This is a genomic window from Deinococcus metalli (genome assembly GCF_014201805.1).
Lineage (GTDB): Bacteria > Deinococcota > Deinococci > Deinococcales > Deinococcaceae > Deinococcus > Deinococcus metalli.
This window is the reverse complement of sequence record NZ_JACHFK010000002.1, coordinates 94,203-118,391: the sequence shown is the minus strand read 5'-3', so window position 1 is coordinate 118,391 and position 24,189 is coordinate 94,203. Positions and strand designations below refer to the sequence as shown.

Annotated in this window: 20 protein-coding genes; 16 read left to right on the top strand and 4 right to left on the bottom strand. The window is 69.5% G+C overall.

Features of this window, described 5'->3' with window-relative positions:
• Nucleotides 1-40 precede the first annotated feature (40 nt).
• The 4 genes from HNQ07_RS05690 to HNQ07_RS05675 form a co-directional block, all read right to left on the bottom strand.
• Nucleotides 41-1,360 (bottom strand): ABC transporter substrate-binding protein, encoded by a 1,320-nt coding sequence (locus tag HNQ07_RS05690; RefSeq protein ID WP_184109973.1) that lies wholly within the window; start codon nt 1,358-1,360, stop codon nt 41-43.
• A gap of 161 nt (nt 1,361-1,521) precedes the next feature.
• Nucleotides 1,522-2,430 (bottom strand): carbohydrate ABC transporter permease, encoded by a 909-nt coding sequence (locus HNQ07_RS05685; protein ID WP_184109972.1) that lies wholly within the window; start codon nt 2,428-2,430, stop codon nt 1,522-1,524.
• A gap of 57 nt (nt 2,431-2,487) precedes the next feature.
• Complete coding sequence (locus HNQ07_RS05680; RefSeq protein ID WP_184109971.1) at nt 2,488-3,420, bottom strand: carbohydrate ABC transporter permease; 933 nt, start codon at nt 3,418-3,420, stop codon at nt 2,488-2,490.
• 18 nt (nt 3,421-3,438) lie between these two features.
• Nucleotides 3,439-4,446, bottom strand: a complete 1,008-nt coding sequence (locus tag HNQ07_RS05675; RefSeq protein ID WP_184109970.1) for a LacI family DNA-binding transcriptional regulator — start codon at nt 4,444-4,446, stop codon at nt 3,439-3,441.
• Between the two features lie 590 nt (nt 4,447-5,036).
• Between HNQ07_RS05675 and HNQ07_RS05670 the strand changes: the two genes are divergently transcribed.
• From HNQ07_RS05670 to HNQ07_RS05595, 16 genes are all read left to right on the top strand, one after another.
• On the top strand, nt 5,037-6,086 hold the full coding sequence (locus tag HNQ07_RS05670) for a branched-chain amino acid ABC transporter permease (protein ID WP_229831858.1): 1,050 nt from the start codon (nt 5,037-5,039) through the stop codon (nt 6,084-6,086).
• Entirely contained in the window at nt 6,083-7,891 is a 1,809-nt protein-coding gene (locus HNQ07_RS05665) for a branched-chain amino acid ABC transporter ATP-binding protein/permease (protein ID WP_221274811.1), read from the top strand. Before HNQ07_RS05670 ends, HNQ07_RS05665 begins: the two co-directional genes overlap by 4 nt.
• A complete protein-coding gene (locus tag HNQ07_RS05660) occupies nt 7,888-8,610 on the top strand; it encodes an ABC transporter ATP-binding protein (RefSeq protein WP_184109969.1) in 723 nt (240 codons plus the stop codon). Before HNQ07_RS05665 ends, HNQ07_RS05660 begins: the two co-directional genes overlap by 4 nt.
• 97 nt (nt 8,611-8,707) lie before the next feature.
• Nucleotides 8,708-9,703 (top strand): tyrosine-type recombinase/integrase, encoded by a 996-nt coding sequence (locus tag HNQ07_RS05655; RefSeq protein WP_184109968.1) that lies wholly within the window; start codon nt 8,708-8,710, stop codon nt 9,701-9,703.
• Between the two features lie 352 nt (nt 9,704-10,055).
• Nucleotides 10,056-11,048, top strand: coding sequence for a LacI family DNA-binding transcriptional regulator (locus tag HNQ07_RS05650; protein ID WP_184110224.1), 993 nt, complete (start codon nt 10,056-10,058; stop codon nt 11,046-11,048).
• Nucleotides 11,049-11,168: 120 nt separating this feature from the next.
• Nucleotides 11,169-12,092 (top strand): sugar ABC transporter substrate-binding protein, encoded by a 924-nt coding sequence (locus HNQ07_RS05645; protein ID WP_184109967.1) that lies wholly within the window; start codon nt 11,169-11,171, stop codon nt 12,090-12,092.
• A gap of 96 nt (nt 12,093-12,188) precedes the next feature.
• Nucleotides 12,189-13,232 (top strand): ABC transporter permease, encoded by a 1,044-nt coding sequence (locus HNQ07_RS05640; RefSeq protein ID WP_184109966.1) that lies wholly within the window; start codon nt 12,189-12,191, stop codon nt 13,230-13,232.
• Entirely contained in the window at nt 13,229-14,062 is an 834-nt protein-coding gene (locus tag HNQ07_RS05635; RefSeq protein ID WP_221274809.1) for an ATP-binding cassette domain-containing protein, read from the top strand. The genes HNQ07_RS05640 and HNQ07_RS05635 overlap by 4 nt, the downstream gene beginning before the upstream one ends.
• Before the next feature lie 72 nt (nt 14,063-14,134).
• Entirely contained in the window at nt 14,135-15,208 is a 1,074-nt protein-coding gene (gene iolG, locus HNQ07_RS05630; RefSeq protein ID WP_221274808.1) for an inositol 2-dehydrogenase, read from the top strand.
• Entirely contained in the window at nt 15,205-17,094 is a 1,890-nt protein-coding gene (iolD, locus tag HNQ07_RS05625) for a 3D-(3,5/4)-trihydroxycyclohexane-1,2-dione acylhydrolase (decyclizing) (protein WP_184109965.1), read from the top strand. The genes iolG (HNQ07_RS05630) and iolD overlap by 4 nt, the downstream gene beginning before the upstream one ends.
• A gap of 37 nt (nt 17,095-17,131) precedes the next feature.
• Nucleotides 17,132-18,082, top strand: a complete 951-nt coding sequence (locus tag HNQ07_RS05620; RefSeq protein ID WP_229831859.1) for a TIM barrel protein — start codon at nt 17,132-17,134, stop codon at nt 18,080-18,082.
• A complete protein-coding gene (gene iolC / locus HNQ07_RS05615; RefSeq protein ID WP_229831860.1) occupies nt 18,079-19,089 on the top strand; it encodes a 5-dehydro-2-deoxygluconokinase in 1,011 nt (336 codons plus the stop codon). The genes HNQ07_RS05620 and iolC overlap by 4 nt, the downstream gene beginning before the upstream one ends.
• Nucleotides 19,086-19,913 carry a class II fructose-bisphosphate aldolase gene (locus HNQ07_RS05610; protein ID WP_184109964.1) on the top strand — a complete coding sequence of 276 codons (828 nt, stop codon included), beginning with the start codon at nt 19,086-19,088 and terminating at the stop codon, nt 19,911-19,913. The genes iolC and HNQ07_RS05610 overlap by 4 nt, the downstream gene beginning before the upstream one ends.
• On the top strand, nt 19,906-20,946 hold the full coding sequence (gene iolG / locus HNQ07_RS05605; RefSeq protein ID WP_221274807.1) for an inositol 2-dehydrogenase: 1,041 nt from the start codon (nt 19,906-19,908) through the stop codon (nt 20,944-20,946). The genes HNQ07_RS05610 and iolG (HNQ07_RS05605) overlap by 8 nt, the downstream gene beginning before the upstream one ends.
• Nucleotides 20,943-21,776, top strand: a complete 834-nt coding sequence (gene iolB / locus HNQ07_RS05600) for a 5-deoxy-glucuronate isomerase (RefSeq protein WP_184109963.1) — start codon at nt 20,943-20,945, stop codon at nt 21,774-21,776. Before iolG (HNQ07_RS05605) ends, iolB begins: the two co-directional genes overlap by 4 nt.
• A 210-nt stretch (nt 21,777-21,986) precedes the next feature.
• Nucleotides 21,987-23,924 (top strand): putative bifunctional diguanylate cyclase/phosphodiesterase, encoded by a 1,938-nt coding sequence (locus HNQ07_RS05595; RefSeq protein ID WP_184109962.1) that lies wholly within the window; start codon nt 21,987-21,989, stop codon nt 23,922-23,924.
• Nucleotides 23,925-24,189 lie beyond the last annotated feature (265 nt).

Genomic DNA, 24,189 nt, shown 5'->3' with positions numbered 1-24,189 from the left:
GTCAAAGGGGCAGCCGTGACGCTGCCCCTCTGTCCGGACCTTACTTGAACAGCGCGTTGACCTTGTCGTTGGCCGCGGGCAGGGCGGCGGCGGCCGTGGCCTTGCCGAGGTACACCTGCTGCATGGCGCTCGACATGATGTCGTTGACTTCGGAGATGTGGTCCGTGATCGGGAAGTAGAACGTGCCGCCGGGCAGCTTGGCCTGGTTGATGAACGGCGCGACGTCCACGCCCCTGGACTTGGACTTCGCCTGCGACGCGGCGGCGGCGGCGGGAATGGCCGGGAAGACCACGCCGGTGTTGCCGACGATGTTCTGGCAGGTGGGGCTGGCCAGGAACTTCACCCATTGCCACGCGGCGTCCTGGTTCTTGCTGCCCACCCAGATCGAGTCGGCCAGACCGTTGAACATGCTCATGCGCTTGCCGTTGGGGCCCTTGGGCAGCGGGGCCACGCCGACCTTGAAGGGCAGCTTGCCGGTGTAGTCGCCGATCATCCACGAGCCGTTGGTGACCATGGCGACCTTGCCCGCGCGGAACAGCGAGTCCGAGCCGCTCTGCACCTCCTGGAAGCTGGGGATCAGGCCGTGCTTGAGGTTCAGGTCCGCGAGCCACTGAATGGTGTCCGTGAACCGCTTGTCGTTGTAGTAGTACTTCGTGGCGTAGAGGCCGTCGTTGTACTTCCAGCCGGTGGTCGCCGCCAGGAAGGCCCACTCGGTCTGGCCGTTGAAGCCCGCGCCGAAGCCGGTTTCATAGCCGTACTGGGCCACGTTCTTCTTGTCGAACTTGGCCGACAGGCCGTTGTTACCGCTCTTGTCCTTGGTCAGCTTGGCAATCGTGCTCTGGAAGGTTCCGCCGTCTTTGGAGTTCCAGGTCAGATTGGCCAGGTCGCTTTCCTTCAGGCCGGCCTTGGCGAGCAGGTCCTTGTTGTAGAAGATGCCGACGGTGTCCCAGTCCTTGGGAAGGCCGTACTGCTTGCCGTCACGGCCCCACAGGTCCTTCAGGCCCGGGTAGTAGATGTTGGTGGCGACCTTGTCCTTGGCGATCAGGGGCGCGAGATCGACGAGCTGGTTGTTCGCGGCAAACTGGGGGAAGTACGCCAGGTGGTCGGTGAACACGTCGGGCGCGGTGCCGGACACGAAGCCGGTGGTGATGCCCGTCCAGTAGTCGTTCCAGCCCTTCTGGGTGATCTTGATGGTGATGTCGGGGTTGGCCTTGGTAAAGGCGGTGGCGCAGGACTGGTACGCGGGTTGCTGGTTGCTGTCCCACAGCCAGTATTGCAGCGTGGTGGCGGCCTGCGCGGCGCTGGCGATGGGGCCGGCGAGAACGGTCAGGGCAGCGGTCAGGGTGGCGATCTTCTTCATGGGTGACTCCTGGGTGAGTGGGGACGGAGGGCCGGTGGACGGTGGGCGGGACGCAGGGGAACAGGTGGGGGAATCGCGTCGGTCATGGATGTCCTTGGTGAGGCGGCGGGCTGTGGAGTGGCGAGGGGACGTGCAGCGGACGGTGCCGGGGACGCGGGGCGTTACTTCGAGCCGCTGAAGGCGAGCGATTCCACGACCCGGCGGCCCAGCGCGATCAGCAGGATGAACACGGGCACGGTGGCGATGAAGGTGCCGGCCATCAGTCCGGACCAGTCCGGCGAGCCCTGCGGCGTCTGGGTGCGGAAGGTCTGGAGGGCCACCGGCAGCGTGAAGAGGTGATCGTCCTTGGCGATCAGGAAGGGCCAGAAGAACTCGTTCCACATGCCGATGGTGGTCAGGATGGCCAGCGTGACGAGCGGGCCCTGCGCCATGGGCAGCGTGATCCGGAAGAAGATCGTGAAGGGGTTGGCGCCGTCGATCAGCGCGGCTTCCTCGGTTTCACGGGGCAGCGACAGGAAGAACTGCCGCAGGAAAAACACGCCGAACGGGGACATCAGGATGAAGGGCGCGACCATGCCCTGCATGGTGTTGAGCCACCCGAGGTTCTTGATGGTGATGAAGTTGGGGATGAACAGCACGATGCCGGGGATCATCAGCGCGATCAGGAACAGCGTGAAGATGAAGTCACGGCCGGGGAACTTCAGGCGGGCGAACGAGTACGCGGCCATGGCGCAGAAGAAGGTCTGGCCGACGACGATCAGCACGGTGAAGACGACGGAGTTCCAGGTGGCTGAGGCGAAGCTGATGGTGCTGCCGGAGCCGCCGGCGGCCTGCGCGACTTCCGGAGAGACCAGGCCGAGGACGCGCTCGAAGTTGATCAGCGTGGGGCGGGTGGGCCACAGGCGGGCGGATTCCGTGAAGATGTCCTTGTTGCTGGTCAGTGCCGTTTTTAGAACGATCAAAACCGGGAACACGGAGATCACGACCATCAATGCGAGCAGGATCCAGGCGATGATGCGGCCGATCGAAATGGGCTTTTTGGGGCGGTCAGCTGGGGCGGCAGTCGTCATGTCAGCTCCTGGGTCCTGATGTCTCTGCGTCGAAATGGCCGGCTCGGCACGGTGGGGTCAGTCGAGGTCCGATTCGTTGGCCCGCAGGAGGCGCATCTGCACCAGGGTGAAGACGACCAGCAGGGCGAACAGCAGCATGCTCATGGCGGTGGCGTAGCCCATCTTGAAGAAGGAAAACGCGTTCTGGTAGATGTAGAACACCAGCACCTTGGTGGCGTCCGCCGGACCGCCCTGGGTGGCGACGGCGATGGTGTCGAAGATCTGGAACGAGCCGATGACCGACGTGACCAGCACGAACACGGTGACGGGACGCAGCAGCGGCATAGTGATCTTCCAGAAGGTGGACCATTCCTGCGCGCCGTCGATGGCGGCCGCCTCGTACACGGTGCGCGGGATGGACTGCAGGCCGGCGTAGAACAGCAGGGCGTTGAAGCCGGTGTACTTCCAGATGTTCACCATGGCGATGGTGGGAATGGCCTGGGTCTCCGAGGCGAAGAACGCCTGCTTGCCGATCGGGGTATGCGACAGCCAGATGTTCACGATGCCGAGCAGAGGGTCGAGCAGCCACAGGAAGATCAGGGCGACCAGGACGCTGGAGAGCAGGTACGGCACGATCAGCAGGCCCTTGATGAACATGCTCTTGACCAGCCGGTCCATGGCGACGGCCAGCAGGATCGCCAGGATGGTCTGGAGCGGGATGTTCCACAGCACGTACTTGACGGTGATGGCGAGGGCGGACCAGAACTTGGGATCGTGGATGGCGGTGGCGTAGTTGTCCAGGCCGACGTTCTTGGGAGCGCTCAGGAGGTTCCAGTCCGTGAAGCTGATGGTGAAGCCGCGGATGGCGGGGTACAGGTAGAACAGGACGAAGCCGATGATGGCGGGGAGAATAAACAGGTAGCCGATCATGGCTTCCTGGCTGCCCCGCCGGGTGTTTCGCTGGCCGGCCGTGACGGCTGGAGCGGGGATGGCGTCGGACTGAACGGTCATAGCGGTACCTCCTGGCCTTCAGGCCGATTCGCGCACGACGAGAGACAGCGGAAACACGCGGGACTGGGTCGGTTCGCCTTCCAAGAGCTGGATCAGGCTGCGGACGGCATGGCGGGCCATGTCGCCGTGGGGAATGTGAACGGTGGTGAGGCTTGGGGTGGTGAACTGGGCGAACTCGAAGTCGTCGAAGCCGCTGACGCTGACGTCATTCGGCACGCTGATCCCGAGGTCGTGGGCTGCCCGCAGCGCGCCGGTGCCCATGCGGTCGTTGCCGCCGAGGACCGCGTCAGGCCGGTCACTGTCGGCCCACAGGGCCTGCATGGCGGCGTAGCCGGATTCGTACGACCAGTCGCCGTACACCGACCGGCCGTGCACGCTGGCCCGGGCACAGGCCTGCTCGAAGCCCTCACGGCGGCCGACGGATGTGCTGCCCTGGTCGTCTGGCGGCAGGATCAGCGCCAGCCGCCGCCGGCCCTGCTGGACATGGTGATCGACGAGGCGTTGCATGCCGTTGTGGTAATCGGCGCTGATGCCGACGGCGTCTGGGCTGGGCAGGTGATGGTCGAACAGGACTGCGGGCAGGTGCCATGACCGCATGGTGTGGTGCTGCTCAGCCGTGACTGTGGTACCGACAATGACGGCGCCGCCGAACTGCCGCTGCAGGAAGCGCTGGCGGAGGGTGTCGAAGGTGGCCCGGGTCGCGCCGCCCCCGTTCACGAAGGCGGTGGTGACGCTGTAGCCGTGCGCCTGCGCCTCCGCGATGAAGGCGGACTGCACGAGGTTGCGGTAGGGGTCACCGATCTGTTCGGGGTCGTGCCCGAAAAATGCGCAGCACAGCGTCGTGACGCGCGCTTCACGCAGCGCCTTGGCGGCCTGGTTGGGATGGTAGTCGAGGGCCTGGATGGACGAGAGGACGCGTGCCCTCGTTTCGGGGCGGATCGAAGGGTGGTCGTTCAGGACGTTGGAGACCGTCTGATGGGACACCCCGGCATGTGCGGCGACATCTTTCAAGGTCGTACGGGTCATATGCTCCCCTCTCAGTGGTGGGAGTGCTCTTGATTTGAACGTTCAAAAGTATAGAACCATAGGATTCGGCTGCTGTCAAGAGGTGACCCGGAGTCGCACTAGGGGATGTCTGACTGAGCCGAGCTGGATCGATGGGGAATGTATATTTGGTAGTGGATATGAGGCACGGAGCGCACTTGGGTAAAAGGACAGGGTGTGTGATCAGAGATCAGGGACTAGATATGAAGTGCCGATTAAGTGTGGGTTTCGGCGTGTCGGCTGTCTCTGACAAGCTGGTGTTCTACGTGCCTTCGCTTGTGCATATGCTCTCTGGATGGCAATCCTTCCGCCTGCCTTTTCTGGCACTTGCTCTGTTTGAGCACAGATGGTAATTCGCTGAGCAGGAGTCCTGCTCATGATCTTTCACATCATATCTACTACTTGATTCGATACCTTCCTTGGCCTGTCCTTGGAGAGAGCAGCCTCGCGCCGGCCGACCCTGTGTTGACGGTAGGCTGGGGAGACAACGTCCGTCCCCATCCGTTTCATCACCGACCCGGCCCGCGCCGGGGTGCTGGAGTGGTCGCTTTCCAGCCCTTCAGGAGCTTCCCGTGCAGATGTTCGATCCGTCGATCTTTCCCATCCTGGCCGCCGACGGCCTGACCAACGGCGCGGTGTACGCGCTGCTCGCGCTGGCGACCGTGCTGGTGTTCGCGGTGACCCGTATCATCTACATCCCGCTCGGCGAGTACGTGGTGTTTGGCACGCTGACCCTGGCCGCCCTCCAGACCGGACAGGTGCCAGGCACGCTGACCCTGCTGCTGACCCTGCTCGGCCTCGCCACGGTGGCGCAGGTGGCCGGGCAGCTCAGAGCGGGTCGCGCGCGTGCCGGTCTGCTCACCCTCGCTGCGGCGGTAGGCATGGGCCTGGGCCTTTGGCTCGTGCTGCACGCGCTGGCGCCGCTGCGCCTGGGGCTGTGGGCGGACTGCGCGCTGACGCTGCTGCTGGTCGCGCCGCTGGGCCCACTGCTGTACCGGGTGGTGTACCAGCCCCTCCAGAACGCCACGGTGCTCGTGTTGCTGATCGCGTCGGTCGCGCTGCACCTGGTGCTCTCCGGGCTGGCGCTGGTGTACTTCGGGCCGGAGGGATCGCGCACGCCGCCGTTCGTGGAGGGCCAGCTGCGGCTCGGGCAGGTGATCCTCAGCCAGCAGAGCCTGCTGGTGATCGCGGTCTCGGCGCTGCTGATGCTGGGGCTGTACGTGTTCTTTGGACGCACCATGGTCGGCAAGGCGCTGCGGGCCACGGCCGTCAACCGCGTCGGGGCACGGCTGGTGGGCATCAGCCCGTCGTCGGCCGGCACCCTCACCTTCTTCCTCGCAGCCCTGATCGGCGCGCTGAGCGGCATGCTGATCGGGCCGTCCGTCGCCATGACCTACGACAGCGGCTTCCTGATCGGTCTCAAGGGCTTCGTGGGCGCCATCATCGGTGGGCTGGTGAGCTTTCCTCTGGCGGCAGCCGGCGCGGTGCTGGTCGGCCTGATCGAGAGTTTCGCGTCCTTCAGCCTGTCGGCATGGAAGGAAGTGATCGTGTTCACGCTGATCCTGCCGGTGCTGCTGTGGCGCTCGCTGGTCACCCGCCACGTCCCTGAGGACGAGGAATGAGCGCCCGCGTCGCCCCTGCCGGACGCCCGCCCATGCGCTCGCTGCTGGGCGCCGCGCTGCTGGCCGTGGCGCTGCTGCTCCCGGTCACGCTGCCGCTCTTTCAGGTCACGCTGCTCGTCAACGTGATGATCTTCGCCATCGTGGCGGTCGGGCTGGTGCTGCTGACGGGGGTGGTGGGGCTGACCAGCTTCGGGCAGGCGGCCTTCATGGGCGTTGGGGCATACACCACAGCGCTCCTCACGGCGCAGCACCACGTCAGCCCGTGGCTGTCGCTGCCAGTCGGGCTGGCGATCACGGCGCTGATCGCGTGGGTGCTGGGGCTGGTCACGCTGCGGATGCAGGGCCACTACCTGCCGCTGGCGACCATCGCGTGGGGCATCAGCCTGTACTACGTGTTCGGCAACACGCCTGCCCTGGGCGGTTTCACCGGCATCACGGACATCCCGCCGGTGCCGGTGCTGGGCGCGCGGCTAACGTCGCCGCGGACCTTCGCGTACCTCGCGCTGGCGGCCCTGCTGCTGGTCATGGCGCTCTCGACGAACCTGCTGCGCAGCCGGGTCGGACGGGCCATGCGGGCGCTGCGCGGCGGGCCGGTCGTGGGCGAGGCCTTCGGCGTGAACAACGTCCGGCTGAAGATCGAGGTGTTCGTCCTCTCGGCGCTGTTCGCGTCGGTGGCTGGGTGGCTGTACGCGCACGCCCAGCGCTTCGTGAATCCCACGCCCTTCAGCCTGGCCGCCGGCATCGAGGTGCTGTTCATGGCGGTGGTCGGCGGCGTGCAGTCGGTGCTGGGTGCGGTGTTCGGCGCGGCGCTGATCACGGAGCTGCGCGAGGTGTTGCAGGACGTCCTGCCCGCCCTGCTGCGGGTGCATGGCAACTTCGAGGTGATCGTTTTCGGCATCTTGGTGATCGTGATCCTGCAGTTCGCGCGGCGGGGCCTGTGGCCCCTGATCGAGCGGCTGCTGCCGCCGGAACCGCCGCGCCTACTCCCGGCAGGACCAGCCCTGGGCACGCCGACTCCGCCGGCGCCGGGCACGCCGCTGCTCACCGTGGAGGGCGCCAGCAAACAGTTCGGCGGCCTGCGCGCGGTCGACGACGTGTCCTTCGACCTGCACGCCGGAGAGATCCTGGGGCTGATCGGCCCGAACGGCGCGGGCAAGAGCACCATGTTCAACCTCATCACCGGCGTCAGTGCGGCGTCGGCCGGGCGCATCACGTTCGCCGGGCAGGACGTCACGGGCGCCGACGCCGGCACCATCCACCGCCTGGGCATGGCACGCACCTTCCAGCACGTGAGGGTGCTGCCGGACCTCACGCTGCTGGAGAACGCCATGATGGGCGGCTACGCCCGCGTGCGGGCCGGCGTGCCGCGCAGCATGCTGCACCTGGAACGAGCCGAGGAGGCCGCGCTGCAGCAAGAGGCGATGACGCAGCTCGAGCGCGTCGGGCTGGGCGCACAGGCCTTCGCACTGGCGGGAAACCTCCCGCTGGGCCAGCAACGGGTGCTGGAGGTCGCGCGGGCGCTGGTCGCCGCCCCGACGCTGCTGCTGCTGGACGAGCCGGCCGCCGGGCTGCGCTACGGCGAGAAGCAGGACCTGGCCGCGCTGCTGCGCCGGCTGCGGGGCGAAGGTCTCACCATCCTGATCGTCGAGCACGACATGGACCTCGTGATGAACCTCGTCGACCGGCTGGTCGTGATGAACTCCGGCCGCACGCTCGCGGAGGGAACGCCCGCCCACGTGCGCGGCAATCCGGCGGTGCGCGAGGCCTACCTGGGCGTGGACGTGGACGCCCCGGGGGCCGCGTGACCGGCTCCGACCAGCCGGCGCTCCTCGACGTCCGCGACCTGCACACGCGCTACGGGCGGGTGGAGGCGCTCGGCGGCGTCAGCGTGAGCGTGCCGCGCGGCCACATCGTGAGCGTGATCGGCGCGAACGGGGCCGGCAAGACCACGCTGATGAACGCCGTGATGGGCCTGCTGCCGTCGCAGGGGACCATCACGTATGCCGGTGAGGACCTGCGGACGGTGCCGCTGGAGGGCCGGGTGGCGCGCGGCATGAGCCTGGTGCCGGAACGCCGTGACCTGTTTGCCAGCATGAGCGTGCACGACAACCTCGTGCTGGGCGCGTACAGCCGCCGCCGGCAGCCGTGGCGCAGCGATCTGGACGGCGTGTACCACCGCTTTCCCCGCCTGCTGGAACGGCGCTCGCAGCTGGCCGGCACGCTCTCCGGCGGCGAGCAGCAGATGCTCGCCATCGGGCGGGCGCTGATGGCCCGGCCGCGCCTGCTGCTGCTGGACGAGCCGTCCCTGGGCCTCGCCCCGCTGATCGTGCGCGACATCCTCCAGATCGTGCGCGGCCTGCGCGACGAGGGCGTCACGGTGCTGCTGGTTGAACAGAACGCCCGCGCGAGCCTGGCGATCAGCGACGGAGCGTACGTCCTCGAGACCGGACAGGTCAAGCTGAGCGGCCCGGCCGCCGACCTCGCGCAGCATCCGGACCTGACCGCGAGCTACCTGGGGAGCTGAAGATGGCGGACGGCGCATGGTGTCCGACCGTCTCGGCCAGATCCCCAGACTTTTTCACCTAAGATCTGTTAGGTGAAAAGATGCTACGCTGCCCGGCATGACCCTCGACCGCTTCCGCGGCACGGCGCTCGCCCGCGCGGACGAATGGCTCGCCCTGACAGACGAGGACCTGAAGCGCCGGGCGGTCCGGGCGGCCGGCGACAAGGACGTGGACGTGCTGGTGTCGCTGACGCTGGCGTACCTGTCCCAACAGGGCCAGCGCGGCGTGCTGACCAGTCCGCGCACCGTCGAGGCCTACGCGCTGGGCGTGCGGCAGTTCGTCGCGTACGCCACAGACCACGCCGTGAACGTGCTGCGTCCGGGCCGGCATGACGCGCAGCGCTACGTGCAGGCGATGCTGAGCGCGGGGCGCGCACCGGCGGGCGTGCAGCTCAAGGTCGCGGCGGCGGGCTGCCTGTACCGGGCGCTGCGCTGGGCGGGCGCCACCGAGGCCGATCCCTGGGGGGACGTGCGGGTGCCGCGCGATCCGACCAGCGGCCTGGAGAAACGCCCGCCGTACACCGAGGACGAACTCGTGGAGGTGCTGGAGGGCGCCGACCTCCACGAGGGCTTCTTGCTGCTGCTGGTCGCCCACGCGGGCCTGAGGATCAGTGAAGCGCTGGCGCTGACGTGGGCGGACATCGAAGAGGGAGCGCGGCGCCTGCATGTGCGCCACGGCAAGGGCGGCAAGGCCCGGCGGGTGGCGATGAGCGCCCGGCTGGCCCGGGCCGCCCGGCATTTCCGCGCGCTGCACGCGCCGGGTGGGCCGGAGCACGGCCGCTACCGCCCCGAGGGCCGCGCGCCGGAGTTCGTGTTCCGCTACGCCACGCAGCAGGCGGCGCGCTACCACCTCGGCCGGGCGTTCCGGCGCGCGGGCGTGGAGTTCCGGGGGTTCCACCCGGGGCGCAAGTATTCGGGCACGCGGCTGCTCCAGCAGGTGCGGGATTTCGGCCGGGTCGCCGCCCACCTGGGCCACGCGTCGGTGGACACGACCCGCCGGGGCTACGCCCTGCTCGCGGTGGACGACCTGAAGGACGAGCTGGCCGGCTGGTGACGTGAATTCCCGGGTCCTGTACCCCTCGGCACGCGTCCGAGGGGCCTTCCTGGCCGTCCTGTGAGCTTGTCTGCTCGGAGCGCGCTGGCACGGCATTGACGGCGGCGGGTCCGCTGTCAGGTCCCGGGAAGCGCGCGGCAGCGTGGACCACTGGTCACCACCGGCCCGGACACCAGGCCCGCGGGCTGCTGACCCACGGTCACACATTGACAGGTCCTGCCGCGGCTGCGTAGGCTGTGGGAAGTTCAACATCGACTGCTTCCCCGCGCCGTGTCGCGTGCGCCACTCTTTTTGCATGAGTCAGCGCAAACGTTTGTAGGCTTCTCATGTTTTTTGGAGTGCGCGCTTGACCGTGAACCGTCTCGCTGAGATCGCTGCCCTTGCCGGAGTCTCGCCCTCCACGGTGTCACGCGCCCTGTCGCGGCCTGAGCTGGTGGCCGAACGCACGCGCCGGCGGATCATGAACGCCGTCGAGGCGACCGGCTTCCGGCAGAACGAGGTGGCGCGCAGTCTCAAGCAGCAGACCTCACGCACCATCGGCCTGGTCGTCACGGACCTGAATCCCTTTCACGCCACGCTGGTCAAGGGCGTGCAGGACACCGCCGAGCGCAACGACCTGAACGTCATCCTGTTCACCAGCGACGACTCGGCGGCCCGCGAGCGCGAGGCGCTGTCCATTCTGCGCAGCCACATGCCGCAGGGCCTGATCCTGATTCCCAGCGCGCACACCGCCCTGCACGCCCAGCTCCTGAGGGGCCTGACGGTCGTGGAACTCGACCGTCAGAGCGGCATGGACGGCGCGCATACCGTGCAGGTCAACAACCGCGCGGGCGCCCGCGACGCGGTGCGTCACCTGATCGCGCAGGGGCACCAGCGGATCGGGGCCATCTTCGGGCAACTGCACGTTAGTACCGCGCAGGAACGTCACCAGGGCTTCCGGGACGCCCTCGCGGAGGGCGGCGTGGCCTACGACGAGACGCTGGTCCGCTACGGCAACGACCTGGAACCCAGTGGTCGCGCGGCGGCCCTCGAGCTGCTGGACGTCTCCCCTGGTGCGCGGCCCACGGCGCTGTTCGTGAGCAACCACGAGATGGCCGTGGGCGCCATCATCGCCATGCGCTCGCTGGGCCTGAAACTGCCGCGCGACATCTCGCTGACGTCCTTCGACGATTCCCGCCTGATGCTGCTGCACGAACCGCCGATCAGCGTGGTCGCGCAGCCCACCTACGAGCTGGGCGTCCGCGCGTGCGAGGTGCTGATCGCGGCCCTGGCCGACGGTGACGTGCCCCACCACGTGCGGCTCGACGCGCCGTTCATCGCGCGCGGGTCGGTGGCGCCGCCATAACGATGACCTGTTGCCGTCCTCCACTCATTATCTGCAAACGTTTGTGAACATCTCATCTCGGTCGTCCCTGGCTCCGGCCAGTTCACCCCCCGCCCTCACTCAGCGCATCGGGAGATCCACATGAAGACACTCGCACTGCTCGGCCTGCTCGCCCTCGCGTCCACCTCCGCCGCCCAGAACATCCGTATCGTGGTCGTGTCGCACGGGCAGGCCGCCGATCCCTTCTGGAGCGTCGCGAAAAACGGAGCCGAGGAAGCGGCCAAGGAGATGGGCGTCCGGGTCGAGTGGCGCGCACCGGACACCTTCGACATGGTGCGCATGAGCCAGCTGATCGACGCGGCCGTGGCCAGCAAACCCGACGGCCTGATCGTGACCATTCCCGACAAGACCGCCCTCTCGGCCGCCATCCAGCGGGCCGTGAAGGCCGGTATTCCGGTCGTGTCCATGAACTCCGGCAGCGACGTGGCCGCCAGCCTCGGCATCCTCGCGCACGTCGGGCAGGACGAGTACCCGGCCGGCGTCGGGGCGGGCAAGCGCATGAAGGCGCTGGGCGTCACCAAGGCCGTGTGCATCAACCAGGAAGTCGGGAACGCCTCGCTCGACGCACGCTGCAAGGGCTTCTTCGACGGCCTGGGCAGCAAGGGCGACGTGCTGCCCGTGAAGATCGGGGATCCCACGGCCATCCGCAACGCCGTCACCGCGTACATGCAGAAAAACCCCACGACGAACGGCATCCTCACGCTGGGCCCCTCGGCGGCCGAGCCAGTGCTGTCGGCGCTGGAAGCCGGCAACATGCTCAGCAAGGTCAAGTTCGGCACCTTCGACCTGAGCACCGGCGTGCTGAACGCCCTGAGCGCGAACAAGATGACCTTCGCTATTGACCAACAGCAATGGCTGCAGGGCTACCTGCCGGTCGTGCTGCTCACCAACTACAAGCGCTACGGCCTGATGACCGCCAGCGACATCATCTACACCGGCCCCGGCTTCGTGACGCCGCAGAATGCCAAGCAGGTCGTCGACCTCGCCAAGAAGGGCATCCGCTGAGACCGCCGGGCGGGGAAGGTCCGCCGTGGCCTCCCCCGCCCGCAGGAGCATCCATGACCACACCGATGACCCCACGCCCATGACGACGGAGACGCCATGACCGCCCGCACCGCCGCTCCCGACGAGCGCCTGGCCCCCCGCAGCCCGTGGCAGCGCCTGCTCTCCCGGCCGGAGTTCGGGGCGCTGGCCGGGCTGCTGCTCGTCTTCGTGATCTTCACCCTCGCCGCCGGACGCTCCGGCTTCCTGTCGCTGAGCGGCACCGTGAATTACCTGGAGGTGGCCGCGCAGGTCGGCATCGTGGCCGTGTTCGTGGGCCTGCTGATGATCGGCGGCGAGTTCGACCTGTCGGTCGGGTCCATGCTCGGCGCGGCGGGAATCGTGCTGGCGCTGCTGATCCACCCGGACCACGGGCACCTGCCCCTGATCGTGGCCATTCCCATCACCTTCGCCGTCGCGGCGGCCATCGGCTGGCTGAACGGCTGGCTGGTGCTGCGGACCGGCCTGCCGAGCTTCATCGTGACGCTCGCCATGCTGTTCGTGCTGCGCGGCGCGTCGCTGGGCTTCACCAAACTGATCACCAAGCTGACCCTGGTGCAGGGCATCGACGATCAGGTCAACACGCCGCTAGGACACGCGTTCAGCGGCAACCTGCTGGGCGTGCCCGCCTCGGTGTGGTGGTGGCTGCTGCTCACGGCCGTCATGGCCGTCGTGCTGAACACGACCCGGTTCGGCAACTGGGTGTTCGCCGTGGGCGGCGACGCGAACGCCGCGCGCAACGTGGGCGTGCCGGTGCGCCGCGTCAAGACCATCCTGTTCATGCTCACGGCCATGGCCGCCACACTGGTCGCGATCATTCAGGTCACCAAGTACGGCAGCGCGGACGTGCTGCGCGGCACGCAGCTCGAACTGAACACCGTGGCCGCCGCCGTGATCGGCGGGTGCCTGCTGACTGGCGGGTACGGCAGCGTGATCGGCGCGAGCATCGGCGCGCTGATCCTGGGCATGGTGCAGCAGGGCATCATCTACACCAGCGTGGACTCCGACTGGTTCCAGGTGATGGTGGGGGCGATGATCCTGGGCGCCGTGATCCTGAACAACGCCCTGCGCAGCCGGGCCATGCTGCTGAGGAGGAAGAAGTGACGGCCCCGCCCGACCGCAGCGGCACGCCGGCCATCGAGGTGGCGGGCGCCAGCAAGTACTTCGGACCGGTCACGTCCCTGAAGGACATCAACATGACCGTCTACCCCGGCGAGGTGCACTGCCTGCTGGGCGACAACGGCGCGGGCAAGAGCACCCTGATCAAGGTGCTGTCCGGCGTGCACCAGCCCAGCGAGGGCGAGGTGCGCGTGGGCGGCCAGCGGGCCGTGCTGGCAACGCCCCGCGCGGCGCTGGAACTCGGCATCGCCACGGTGTACCAGGACCTCGCAATGCTGCCGCTGATGAGCATCAAGCGCAACTTCTTCCTGGGCCGTGAACCCACCCGGCGCGTCCTGGGCCTCAAGGTCATGGACGAGGCGACCACCACCCGAGTCGCGCAGGAGGAGATGCGCAAGATCGGCATCGACGTGCGCGACCCGGACCAGCCGGTCGGCACGCTCTCCGGCGGCGAGCGGCAGTGCGTGGCCATCGCGCGGGCCGTGTACTTCGGGGCGAAGGTGCTGATCCTCGACGAGCCCACCAGCGCGCTCGGCGTGAACCAGGCAGCCATGGTGCTCAAGTACGTGCTGCAGGCGCGCGCGCGCGGGCTGGGCGTGGTGTTCATCACGCACAACGTCCACCACGCGTGGGCAGTCGGGGACACCTTCACGATCCTGAACCGGGGCCGCAGCTACGGCACCTTCACGCGTGACCAGACCACCCGCGAGGCCCTGCTGGAGATGATGGCGGGCGGCGAGGCGCTGGAGGAACTCAGCGTGGAACTGTCCGAGATCGCGCACCAGGACGGCCTGCGCCCCCAAGCCAAGGCCTGATGGCCCACCTGAGATGCCCACCCTGTCCCCTTCACCCGCGGTCATGCGCCGCATGACCTCCGGAGGCCACTGATGACCGATCACCCCCCCGCTTCCCCGCGTCCCGGCGGCGCGCTGCGCTGCGCCATGATCGGCGCGGGCCGCATGGGCCAGGCGCACGCGCAGGTTCTGGCGACCGTGCGCGGCGTGCAGATCACCTGGGTGATGGACGTCAGCGAGGACCATGCCCGCCACGTCGCCGCGGAGCTGGGCGCGCAGGCCAGCACGGACCTCGCCCACGTCCTGGCCCAGCCGGACGTCGAGGCCGTGCTGATCAGCACGCCGGCCGGCACGCACGCCGACGCCATCGAGGCGGCCGCCCGCGCCGGGAAGGCCATCTTCACCGAGAAGCCGCTGGCCAAATCCCTGGAGGACGCCGCCCGCGCCGTGCGCGCCGTCGAGGCCGCCGGGGTGCCCAACCAGGTGGGCTTCCAGCGCCGCTACGATCCGGCCTACGTGGACGCCAAGCGCCGCATCGACGCCGGGGAACTGGGGCGGCTGGAGGGTTTCCGCGCGGTGGGCCGCGACCCCGAACCCCCGCCCACCGGGTACCTGATCACGGCCGGCGGCCTGATGGTCGACATGGGCGGCCACGACCTGGACCTGGCGCGCTTCCTGGTGGGCGAGGTGACCGAGGTGCGGGCCATCGGGGGGGCGCTCGTGAAGCCCGAGCTGGCCGACCACGGCGAGCACGACACGGCCCTGGCCCTGCTGCGCTTCGAGAACGGCGCGCTCGGCACGCTGGAAGTGGGCCTGCGCACCGCGTACGGCTACGACATCCGCACCGAGGTGCTGGGCGAGCGGGGGCGGCTGCACATCGAGCAGGACCGCCGCCCGGACCTGACGGTCTATGACGCGCGGGGCGTGTCGCACGACCGGCCCCGGCATTTCAGCGAGCGCTTTCCCGCCGCGTACGCCGCGGAGATCACCGCATTCGCGCGCGGCGTGCAGACAGGCCACGCGCTCACGCCCTCAGTGCGGGACGCGCTGCACTCGCTGCAGCTGGCCCTGGCCGCGCAGCACGCGCTGGTCACCGGCGAGACGGTGCGGGTGCCGGAGTTCGGAGAGGAGATCATGAACGAGTTTCCGCTGGAGGGCCGGTCGTGACCCGCCGCCTGACGGTCGCGCAGGCCGTGGTGCACTTCCTGGCGGCGCAGTACAGCGAGCGCGACGGCGTGCGGCAGCGGCTTATTCCCGGCGTGTGGGGCATCTTCGGGCACGGCAACGTGGCGGGCCTGGGGCAGGCGCTGGAGGAATACGGGGACGCGCTTGATCTGCCCACCTACCGCCCGCAGAACGAGCAGGGCATGGTGCACGTGGCCGCCGCGTTCGCCCGGCACCGGGGCCGGCTCCAGACCTACGCGTGCACGGCCTCGGTCGGCCCTGGCAGCACGAACATGCTCACCGGCGCGGCGCTGGCCACCGTGAACCGCCTGCCGGTGCTGCTGCTGCCCAGCGACTTCTTCGCCAACCGCCTGCCGGACCCCGTGCTGCAACAGGTGGAGCACCCCACCGAGCACGACGTGAGCGTGAACGACTGCTTCCGGCCGGTCAGCCGCTTCTACACCCGGATCTCCCGGCCCGAGCAGCTGCTGTCGGCGCTGCCGGAGGCGATGCGCGTGCTGACCGACCCGGCCGAGACCGGCGCGGTCGTGGTGTCGCTGCCCGAGGACGTGCAGACCGAGGCCTACGACTGGCCTGACGCCTTCTTCAACGAGCGCGTGTGGCGCGTCCGTCGGCCCCCACCCGAGGCGGAACTGATCGGGCACGCGGCGGCCCTGATCCGCGCGGCGAAGCGGCCGCTGATCGTGGGCGGCGGCGGCGTGATCTACAGCGGGGCGGAAGGGGCGCTGGCCGCGCTGGCCGGGGCGACCGGGCTGCCGTTCTGCGAGTCGCAGGCCGGGAAGGGCGCGGTGCCGTGGAACCACCCGCAGAACGCCGGGCCGATCGGGGCCATCGGCGGGCTGGCCGCGAACCGGCTGGCACGCGACGCCGACCTGATCGTCGCGGTGGGCACGCGCCTGGGCGACTTCGTGACCGCCAGCAAGACCGCCTTCGCGCCGGATGTGCGCGTGATCGGCGTGAACGTCGTGCCGATGGACGCCGCCAAACTCGGCGCGCTGAGCGTGGTCGCGGACGCGCGGGACGCGCTGGTGGCCCTCGCGGCGGCGCTGGCGGACCACACCGTCGCGCCCGAGTATGCGGCCGAGATCGCCGCGCTGCGTGAGGAGTGGACCGCGGCCGTGGACGCCCAGCGGGCCGACACCGGCAGCACGCCGCCGTCGCAGGGCAGCGTGATCGGCACCGTGAACGACGTGGTCGGCGGGCACGCCACGGTGATCTGCGCCGCCGGCAGCATGCCCGGCGACCTCGTGCGGCTGTGGCGCGCCGAAGATCCCAGGGCCTATCACGTCGAGTACGGCTTTTCCTGCATGGGCTACGAGATCCCGGCGGGCCTGGGCGTGGCGCTGGCCGAGCCGGAGCGGCGCGTGGTCGTGATGGTCGGGGACGGCTCGTACCTGATGCTGAACTCGGAACTCGTGACAGCTGTCGCGGAGAACGTGAACCTGACGGTCGTGCTGGTGGACAACCGGGCGTTCATGAGCATCCGGGGCCTGCAGATGGAGTGCGGCAGTCCCAGCTTCAACAACGAGCTGCGCCACCGCGATCCGCACACTGGCCGCACCGACGGACCCACCGTGGCGCTGGATTTCGTGAAGCACGCGCAGGGCATGGGCGCGCACGCGCTCCAGGCCGCCACGCTGGCCGAGTTGCGCTCGGCGGTGGACGCCGCGCACGCCCAGGGCGGCGTGCACGTGGTCGTGGTGCCGGTGAACCTGCGCGAGCGCGTGCCGGGCTTCGAGTCGTGGTGGGACGTGCCCATCGCGGCCGTGTCGGCGCAGCCAGGTGTCACGGCGGCGCGCCGGGCCTACGAGCAGCACCTCGCTCAGCAGGTGCCGTACTCCGCCGCGACCACCCCGGACGCCGGATGACCGGCCGCCCCCCCTTCCCTATCCCACAGGAGCTGTCGTGAGCGCATCCCCATCCTCCATCCGGTTCGGCAACGCGCCCTGCTCGTGGGGCACCATCGAGGGCTTCGGCGAGGGTGTCCCCGCGCCGCGCATGCTGGACGAACTCGTGCTGGCCGGTTACCGGGGCACCGAACTCGGGGACTACGGCTACCTCCCGACCGACATCCCCGCCCTGCGCGCGGCCCTGCACAGCCGGAACCTGACCATGCTGGGTGCGTACGAGGGCGTGTACCTGCGCGACCCGGCCGCCCACGCGGAGGGCGAGGCGCGCGTGCTGAGGATTGCCCGGCAGCTCGCGGCGGTGGCGGACGTGGGCGACGGGTGGTCGCCGCTGGTCGTGCTGGCCGACGAGCACAGCCGGGACGCGCCAAGACTTCAGAACGCCGGGCACATCACGCCGGACCTGTCGCTGGACGACGCCGGCTGGGCCGCCTTCACCGCCGGCGCCGAGCGCATCGCCCGCGCGGTGCGGGCCGAGACGGGCCTGCGCACGGTGTTCCACCACCACTGCGGCGGGTACGTCGAGACGCCGGCCGAGATCGCCACCTTCCTGGAGCGCACCGATCCGGCGCTGGTCGGCCTGGTGTTCGACACCGGGCACTTCCTGTACGGCAGCGGCACCAGCGACCCGGCAGTCGTGCTGGAGGGCCTGAAGGCCCTGCGTGGCCGCGTGTGGTACGTGCACTTCAAGGACATGTCCGCCGACGTGGCCGCCCACGCCCGCACCCAGGGCCTGACATACCAGCAGGCCGTCGGTGCCGGCGTGTTCTGCGAGCTGGGTCGCGGTGTGGTGCCCTTCCCGGCCGTGCTGGGCGAACTGGAACGCGGCGGGTACGCGGGCTGGATCACGGTCGAGCAGGACGTGTTGCCGGGCATGGGCGAGCCGCTCGTGAGCGCGACGGCGAATCTGGATTACCTGCGCGGCCTGGCGGGCGGGACCAGCGCGTGACGGACCCGACCCCCGGCACCGAGCTGTTCACGGTGGGCCGCTCGTCCATCGACCTGTACTCGGACGACATCGGCGCGCCGTTTTCCGAGATCACGCGCTTCGGGGCGTACCTGGGCGGCAGTCCGCTGAACATCGCCGTGGGCGCGAGCCGCCTGGGCGTGCGCTCGGCGCTGCTCACGGCGGTGGGCGAGGATCAGGTCGGGGACTTCATCCTGGCCGGCCTGGAGCGGGAGAACGTCGAGACGCGCTACATCCCCCGCAAGCCCGGCACGCGCACCAGCGCGGTGCTGCTGGGCATCCAGCCGCCGGACCGCTTTCCGATCACCTTCTACCGCGAGAACGCCGCCGACATCCAGCTGGGCATCCCCGACATCGACGCCGCGCCCATTGAGGCGGCGCGGGCGCTGGTGGTGAACGGCTCGGCGCTGGCACGCGATCCCGGGCGCTCCGCCACGCTGCACGCGGCCAGACGGGCACACGGAGCGGGCGTGCCGGTGTACCTCGACCTGGACTTCCGCGCGGACATGTGGCCGGGCCTGCTGGGGTACGGCCTGAATATCCGGGCGCTGCTGCGCGACGTGGACGTGGTGCTGGGCACCGAGGAGGAGATCAACGCCGCCCTGCTGCGCGATCCCGCCGATGTGACGATCCGCCACTCGATGATCACCGCGCCGGAGATCCGCGGCGACGTGGCCGCGAACACGGCCGCGCTGCTCGCGGAGGTGCCGGTCGTGATCGTCAAGGAGGGCGCGCGCGGCTGCACCGTCCACCGACAGGGCGAGGCGGCCGTGACCGTGCCGGGCTTCCCGGTCGAGGTGCTGAGCGTGTTGGGCGCCGGCGACGCATTCGCGGCAGGCGTGGTCGCCGGGCGGCTGCGAGGCCTGGACTGGCCGGGGGCCGCGCGGGTCGGGAACGCGTGCGGGGCCATCGTGGTCACGCGGATCGGCTGCGCGAACTTCACGCCCACGTGGGCGGAGGTCCAGGCCCTGATGGACGGCCCGGCGTGACGTGGTACGCGGACGCCCGGCCGCTGTACGCCGCCGCGCTGGCCGGCGGCTACGCCCTGCCGGCGTACAACGTCTGCTCGCTGGAGATGGCCAGGGGATGTGTTGAGGCCGCCGAGGCCGCCGGACGCCCGGTGATCCTCCAGACGTACCCGGCGGACCTGGCCCAGGCGAGCCCGCACGTGTTCGCGCAGATGGTCCGCGCGCTGGCCGACGAGGTCCGCGTGCCGGTCGCGCTGCACCTCGACCACGGGCGGGACGTGGATCAGGTGGTCGCGTGCCTGCGCGCCGGCTACGGAAGCGTGATGTTCGACGGCCAGGGCCTGCCCTTCGAGGAAACCCGGCGCGTGACCGCCCACCTGGCCGTCATCGCGCGCGCGTGCGGCGCGGCCCTGGAAGTCAGCGCCGAGGGCTTCGGGTTGCCCGGCGCCGACGACAACGTGCTCGACACCACCGACCCCGACCAGGCCCGCGCGCTGCGAGACGCCGGCGCCGACCTGATCGCGTGCGCGGTGGGCAGCGAGCACGGCCACGCCAGCCGACTCGACCTCGGGTTGCTGCGCCGCATCGGAGAGCGGGTGGGCGGGCCGCTGGTGCTGCACGGCGGCAGCGGCATCGACCCGGCCGACCTGCGGGCCGCGGTGGCCGCCGGCGTGACCAAGGTGAACATCGGCAGCGCCCTGTACCGCGCGGTGCGGACCGCGTGGGCGGCGTCGCCCGGCCTGCCCACGCACCGCGCCGGGTACGCGGCCATCCGCGCGGCCGTCCGGGACGCCGCCGCACCCTACCTCGACTTCCTGCACCCCCAAGGACACGACCATGACTGACCCCGCCACGATGAACACCGCTCCGCCCCCCCTCCGTTTCGCCATCCTCGGTGCCGGCCGCATGGGCGTCGAGCACGGCCACGCCCTGATCGGTCTGCCGGACGCGCAGGTGGTCGCCGTTGCCGATCCGGTGGAGGCGGCCGCGCAGACCGTCGCGCGCCTGACGCGGGCGGCGCGCACGTATGCGGACCCCCTGGACGCCATCCATGACCCGGACGTCGAGGCCGTCATCATCGTCACGCCGACGAGCACGCACGCCGCGCTGATCGAGGCGGCGGCGCTGGCCGGCAAGGCGATCTTCTGCGAGAAGCCCGTGGCCGCCGATCTGGCCGAGACCGAGCGGGTCATGCGCATCGTGCAGGAGCGCGGCGTGCCCTTCCAGATCGGGTTCAACCGCCGCTACGACGCGCCGTACATCCAGGCCAGGGAGCGCATCGACGCGGGCGAGGTCGGCGTCATCGAGCAGTTCAGCGCGACCGGCCGCGACCCGGCGCCGCCCCCGCTGGAGTACCTGAAGATCTCCGGCGGGGTATTCCTCGATCAGGCGATTCACGACCTGGACATCGCGCGCTTCCTGGTGGGCGAGGTCACCGAGGTGACTGCCGTGGGGAGCGTCAACGTCGATCCGGCCATCGGGGAGATCGGGGACGTGGACACCACCACCGCGCTGCTGCGCTTCGAGAACGGCGCGCAGGGCGTGGTGCAGAACTCGCGCCGCGCCGTGTACGGCTACGACGTCCGCACCGAGGTCTTCGGGTCTGGCGGCAAGCTGGTCATGGACGCGACGCCGAAGACGGCGCTGCTGCGCTACGGCGAGGGCGTGGGCATGGACCACTACCACTTCTTCATGGACCGCTTCCGGGACGCGTACCGAGCCGAGATCGCCGCGTTCGTGCTGGCCCTGCGCGAGGGCCGCGCGCCCACGCCGGGCGCCCACGACGCGGTCGAGTCGCTGCGGCTCGCGCTGGCGTGTACCCGCAGCCTGAAGGAGGGCCGACCGGTGCGCGTTCAGGACGTGCAGGCGACGCCGTGACTTCCAGGGACCATCTGCGTCCCGACGCGGCCGGGCAGGTGGACCTCACGCCCGCCAGCGCCGGCTGGACCCACCTGTCCTTCGGCGTGGTGACGCTGGACGGCGCCGCGCACGACGGCCACACTGGCGCGAACGAGGTCGCCGTCGTGCCGCAACAGGGAGCGCTGCACGTCACGGTGCGGGGCGCCACGCACGACGTCTCGCGGCGCGGGGTGTTCGAGGAACTGCCGACCGTGGTGTACCTGCCGCCGGGCACGGCGTACCGCGTGGAGGGCACCGGCACCTTCGCGCACGGCGGCGCTCCCGCCACCGGCACGTTGCCGGTGCGGCTCGTCCGGCCGGAGGACATCCAGGTCGAGATGAGGGGCGGCGCGAACGCGACCCGGCAGGTCAGCCACGTGCTGGGGCCGGACCAAGCGGCCGAGCGGCTGCTGGTGTACGAGGTCTACACGCCCAGCGGTAACTGGAGCGGGTGGCCACCGCACCGCCACGACGGGCAGCTGAGCAGCCTCTACATCGAGGAAACGTACCACTACCGCGTGCAGCCCGCCCACGGCTGGGCGATCCACCGCAACTACTCCCCCGAGGACGGCGACGACGAGGCCCTGGTCGCCCGGGACGGCGACGTGATTCTCAGCCGCCGCGGGTACCACCCGGTCGCGGCGGCGCCGGGCAGCAACGTGTACTACCTGAACTTCATGGCGGGCGAGGCGACCGGTGACGCGCGCCGCACGCCCCCGGTGGACGAGCCCGACTGGGGGTGGATGCGGCAGGACTGGGGAGGCCGAGCGCTCGCGCTGCCGATCCCCGTGCGGGCTGGACAGAAGTAGAGACACCCGGGCACCAGTCCTGGAAAGCCTGGCTGGAGCGAAGTCGCCGGACATGCGACTCCGCTCCAGCCACACCACGTGAGCAGCACGTGAAGCCGGCGTAAACCAAAATTGAGTCGATGTCAACCGACGTTCCGGCAACGGGGGACGGGACCCGCCAACGCGTGAAAGGAATCTGAGAGATACGACGTCATAGCATCTGAGCCAGTCATGGCCAGGCTCCCCACCGAAGCAGATCTGCGCGCCCGGTCACAGCCGGAGATCGAGTGGCGGCGTCCACTCCTCTTCGCGCTGCCGCTGGCCGCCCTCGCCTTCGCGATCGGCATGGCCTTCGACGTCCCCAGCGGACAGGGCAGCACCTTCGACCAGGTGACATACCCGTTCGCCATGGTGCTGCTGCTCGCGCTGTCCGGGTTGCTGTGGCGCCGGCCCACCCTGACGAACATGGCGGTGACGGCGCTGGTGTTCGCCATGAGCGCCCTGTTCCTGGGCAAGCTGGTCTTCATCCTGTTTCTGATCCCGCAGACGTACGTGGTGCAGCTCCAGATGACCGAGACGTTCTTCTGGATTCCGGCGTTGCAGGTGCTGTCGTTCTTCATTCCACGCCTGCGCAGCGCCCGGCTGGCATCGATCGTCTTCTTCACGCTGTTTTTCCTGGTCAGCGGCCTGTATCTGGTGCGGTCGTTCTTCACCGGGACACCCCAGGGCATCACGTACGCGCTGCTGGAACTGAACCTCGCGAACGTGGCGCTGTTCGTGGTGACGAACGCCTTCATTGGCTTCAAGGACCGCTATGTCCGCAGCATGTCCGAGGTGGACACCATGCGGCAGCTGGTCGGCACGGACCTCCTGACGGGCCTGCCCAACCGCCAGCGCATCGACGAGGTCATCGAGGACACCATCGCCCGCGAGGTGCCGTTCGCTCTGCTGTTCATCGACCTGGACGGCTTCAAGCTGGTCAATGACACGCTGGGGCACCGCATCGGGGATCTCGCGCTGCAGGAGACCGCGCGCCGGCTGGAGCGGACGGCCGGCCCCGGCACCTTCGTGGCGCGCCTGAGCGGGGACGAATTCGTCGCCCTGGTGCCCGGCCCGAGCGGCCGCTCGGAGAACATTGCGGACCACGTGCTGGCCGAACTGTCACAGCCGATGGTGGCCGGCAACCATATCGTGAACCTCACCGCGAGTATCGGGATCAGCGTATTTCCGGACGACGGCCGGGACGCGCAGCTGCTGATCCAGCACGCCGACAGCGCCATGTACACCGTCAAGAGCTACGGCAAGGCGGGCGTGCGCCGCTACGAGGCCGACACGGACTCCGCGATCGAGCGGCTCAAGCAGGTCGAGCGCGCGCTGGGGCAGGCGCAGGCGAACGGAGAGCTGCACGTGATGTACCAGCCGATCTGCTCGCTGGACGACGGCGTGGTGCGCAAACTCGAGACCCTGCTGCGCTGGACCCACCCGGAACTCGGGGCGATCTCCGCCGCAGAGTTCATTCCCATCGCGGAGAACAACGGGCAGATCATCGCGCTCGGCGCGTGGGCGCTGCGGGCGGCGTGCCGGCAGGCCCGGCGCTGGAACGACATCACGGGGCTGGCGGTGACGGTGAGCGTCAACGTATCGCCGCTCCAGTTCATCCAGCCGGATTTCGTGGACATCGTGCGGGACGCGCTCCAGGCCGCGGACCTCCCCGCGTCGTCACTGGAGATCGAGCTGACCGAGAGCGCCGTGATGCGCCGCCTGGACGTGGTGAAGTCCTCGCTGCGCGACCTGCAGGCGCTGGGCGTGAAGATCGCCATCGACGACTTCGGCACCGGGTATTCCTCGCTGGCGTACCTGCGCGACCTGCCCATCAACTGCATCAAGATCGACAAGTCCTTCATCACCGACCTGAGCGCGCCGCGCCGCGCGCCGCAGTTCGCCCTGGCGCTGATCGAGGCCGTGATCGGCATCGCGGACACCCTGGAGTTGCAGGTGGTGGCCGAGGGCGTGGAGACCCGCAAGCAGCTCGAGATGCTGCGCGACCTGGGCTGCGACCTGGGGCAGGGGTACTTCCTGTCTCCCCCACTGGCGGAGGACGCGGCGCTGGAAGCGTTCGTGATGCCCGCCCTGTTCGCGCCCCGCCCCACCGGCAAGCCGCTGCACTGATCCCGCTGGACACGGTTCCCGCCCGTTCTGGGCGGGACGTCGTCATGGCGGTGGACGCAGCTTGGCAAGGTCAGGGAATGGGCGTTTACCAACCCTGCCCGGCGCCTCACGTGAAGTTCATCCCACGAGTACCCCCATTCGGGGGCTCACGCCTGCCTCATGAACGGCGGGGTCCAGCGGCATTTCCGTGACCCTGCCCGTTCGGGAATGGGACGTGCTGGACGGTCCCGGCTTTTCACGACCGTTCTGACAGAACTCTCACACC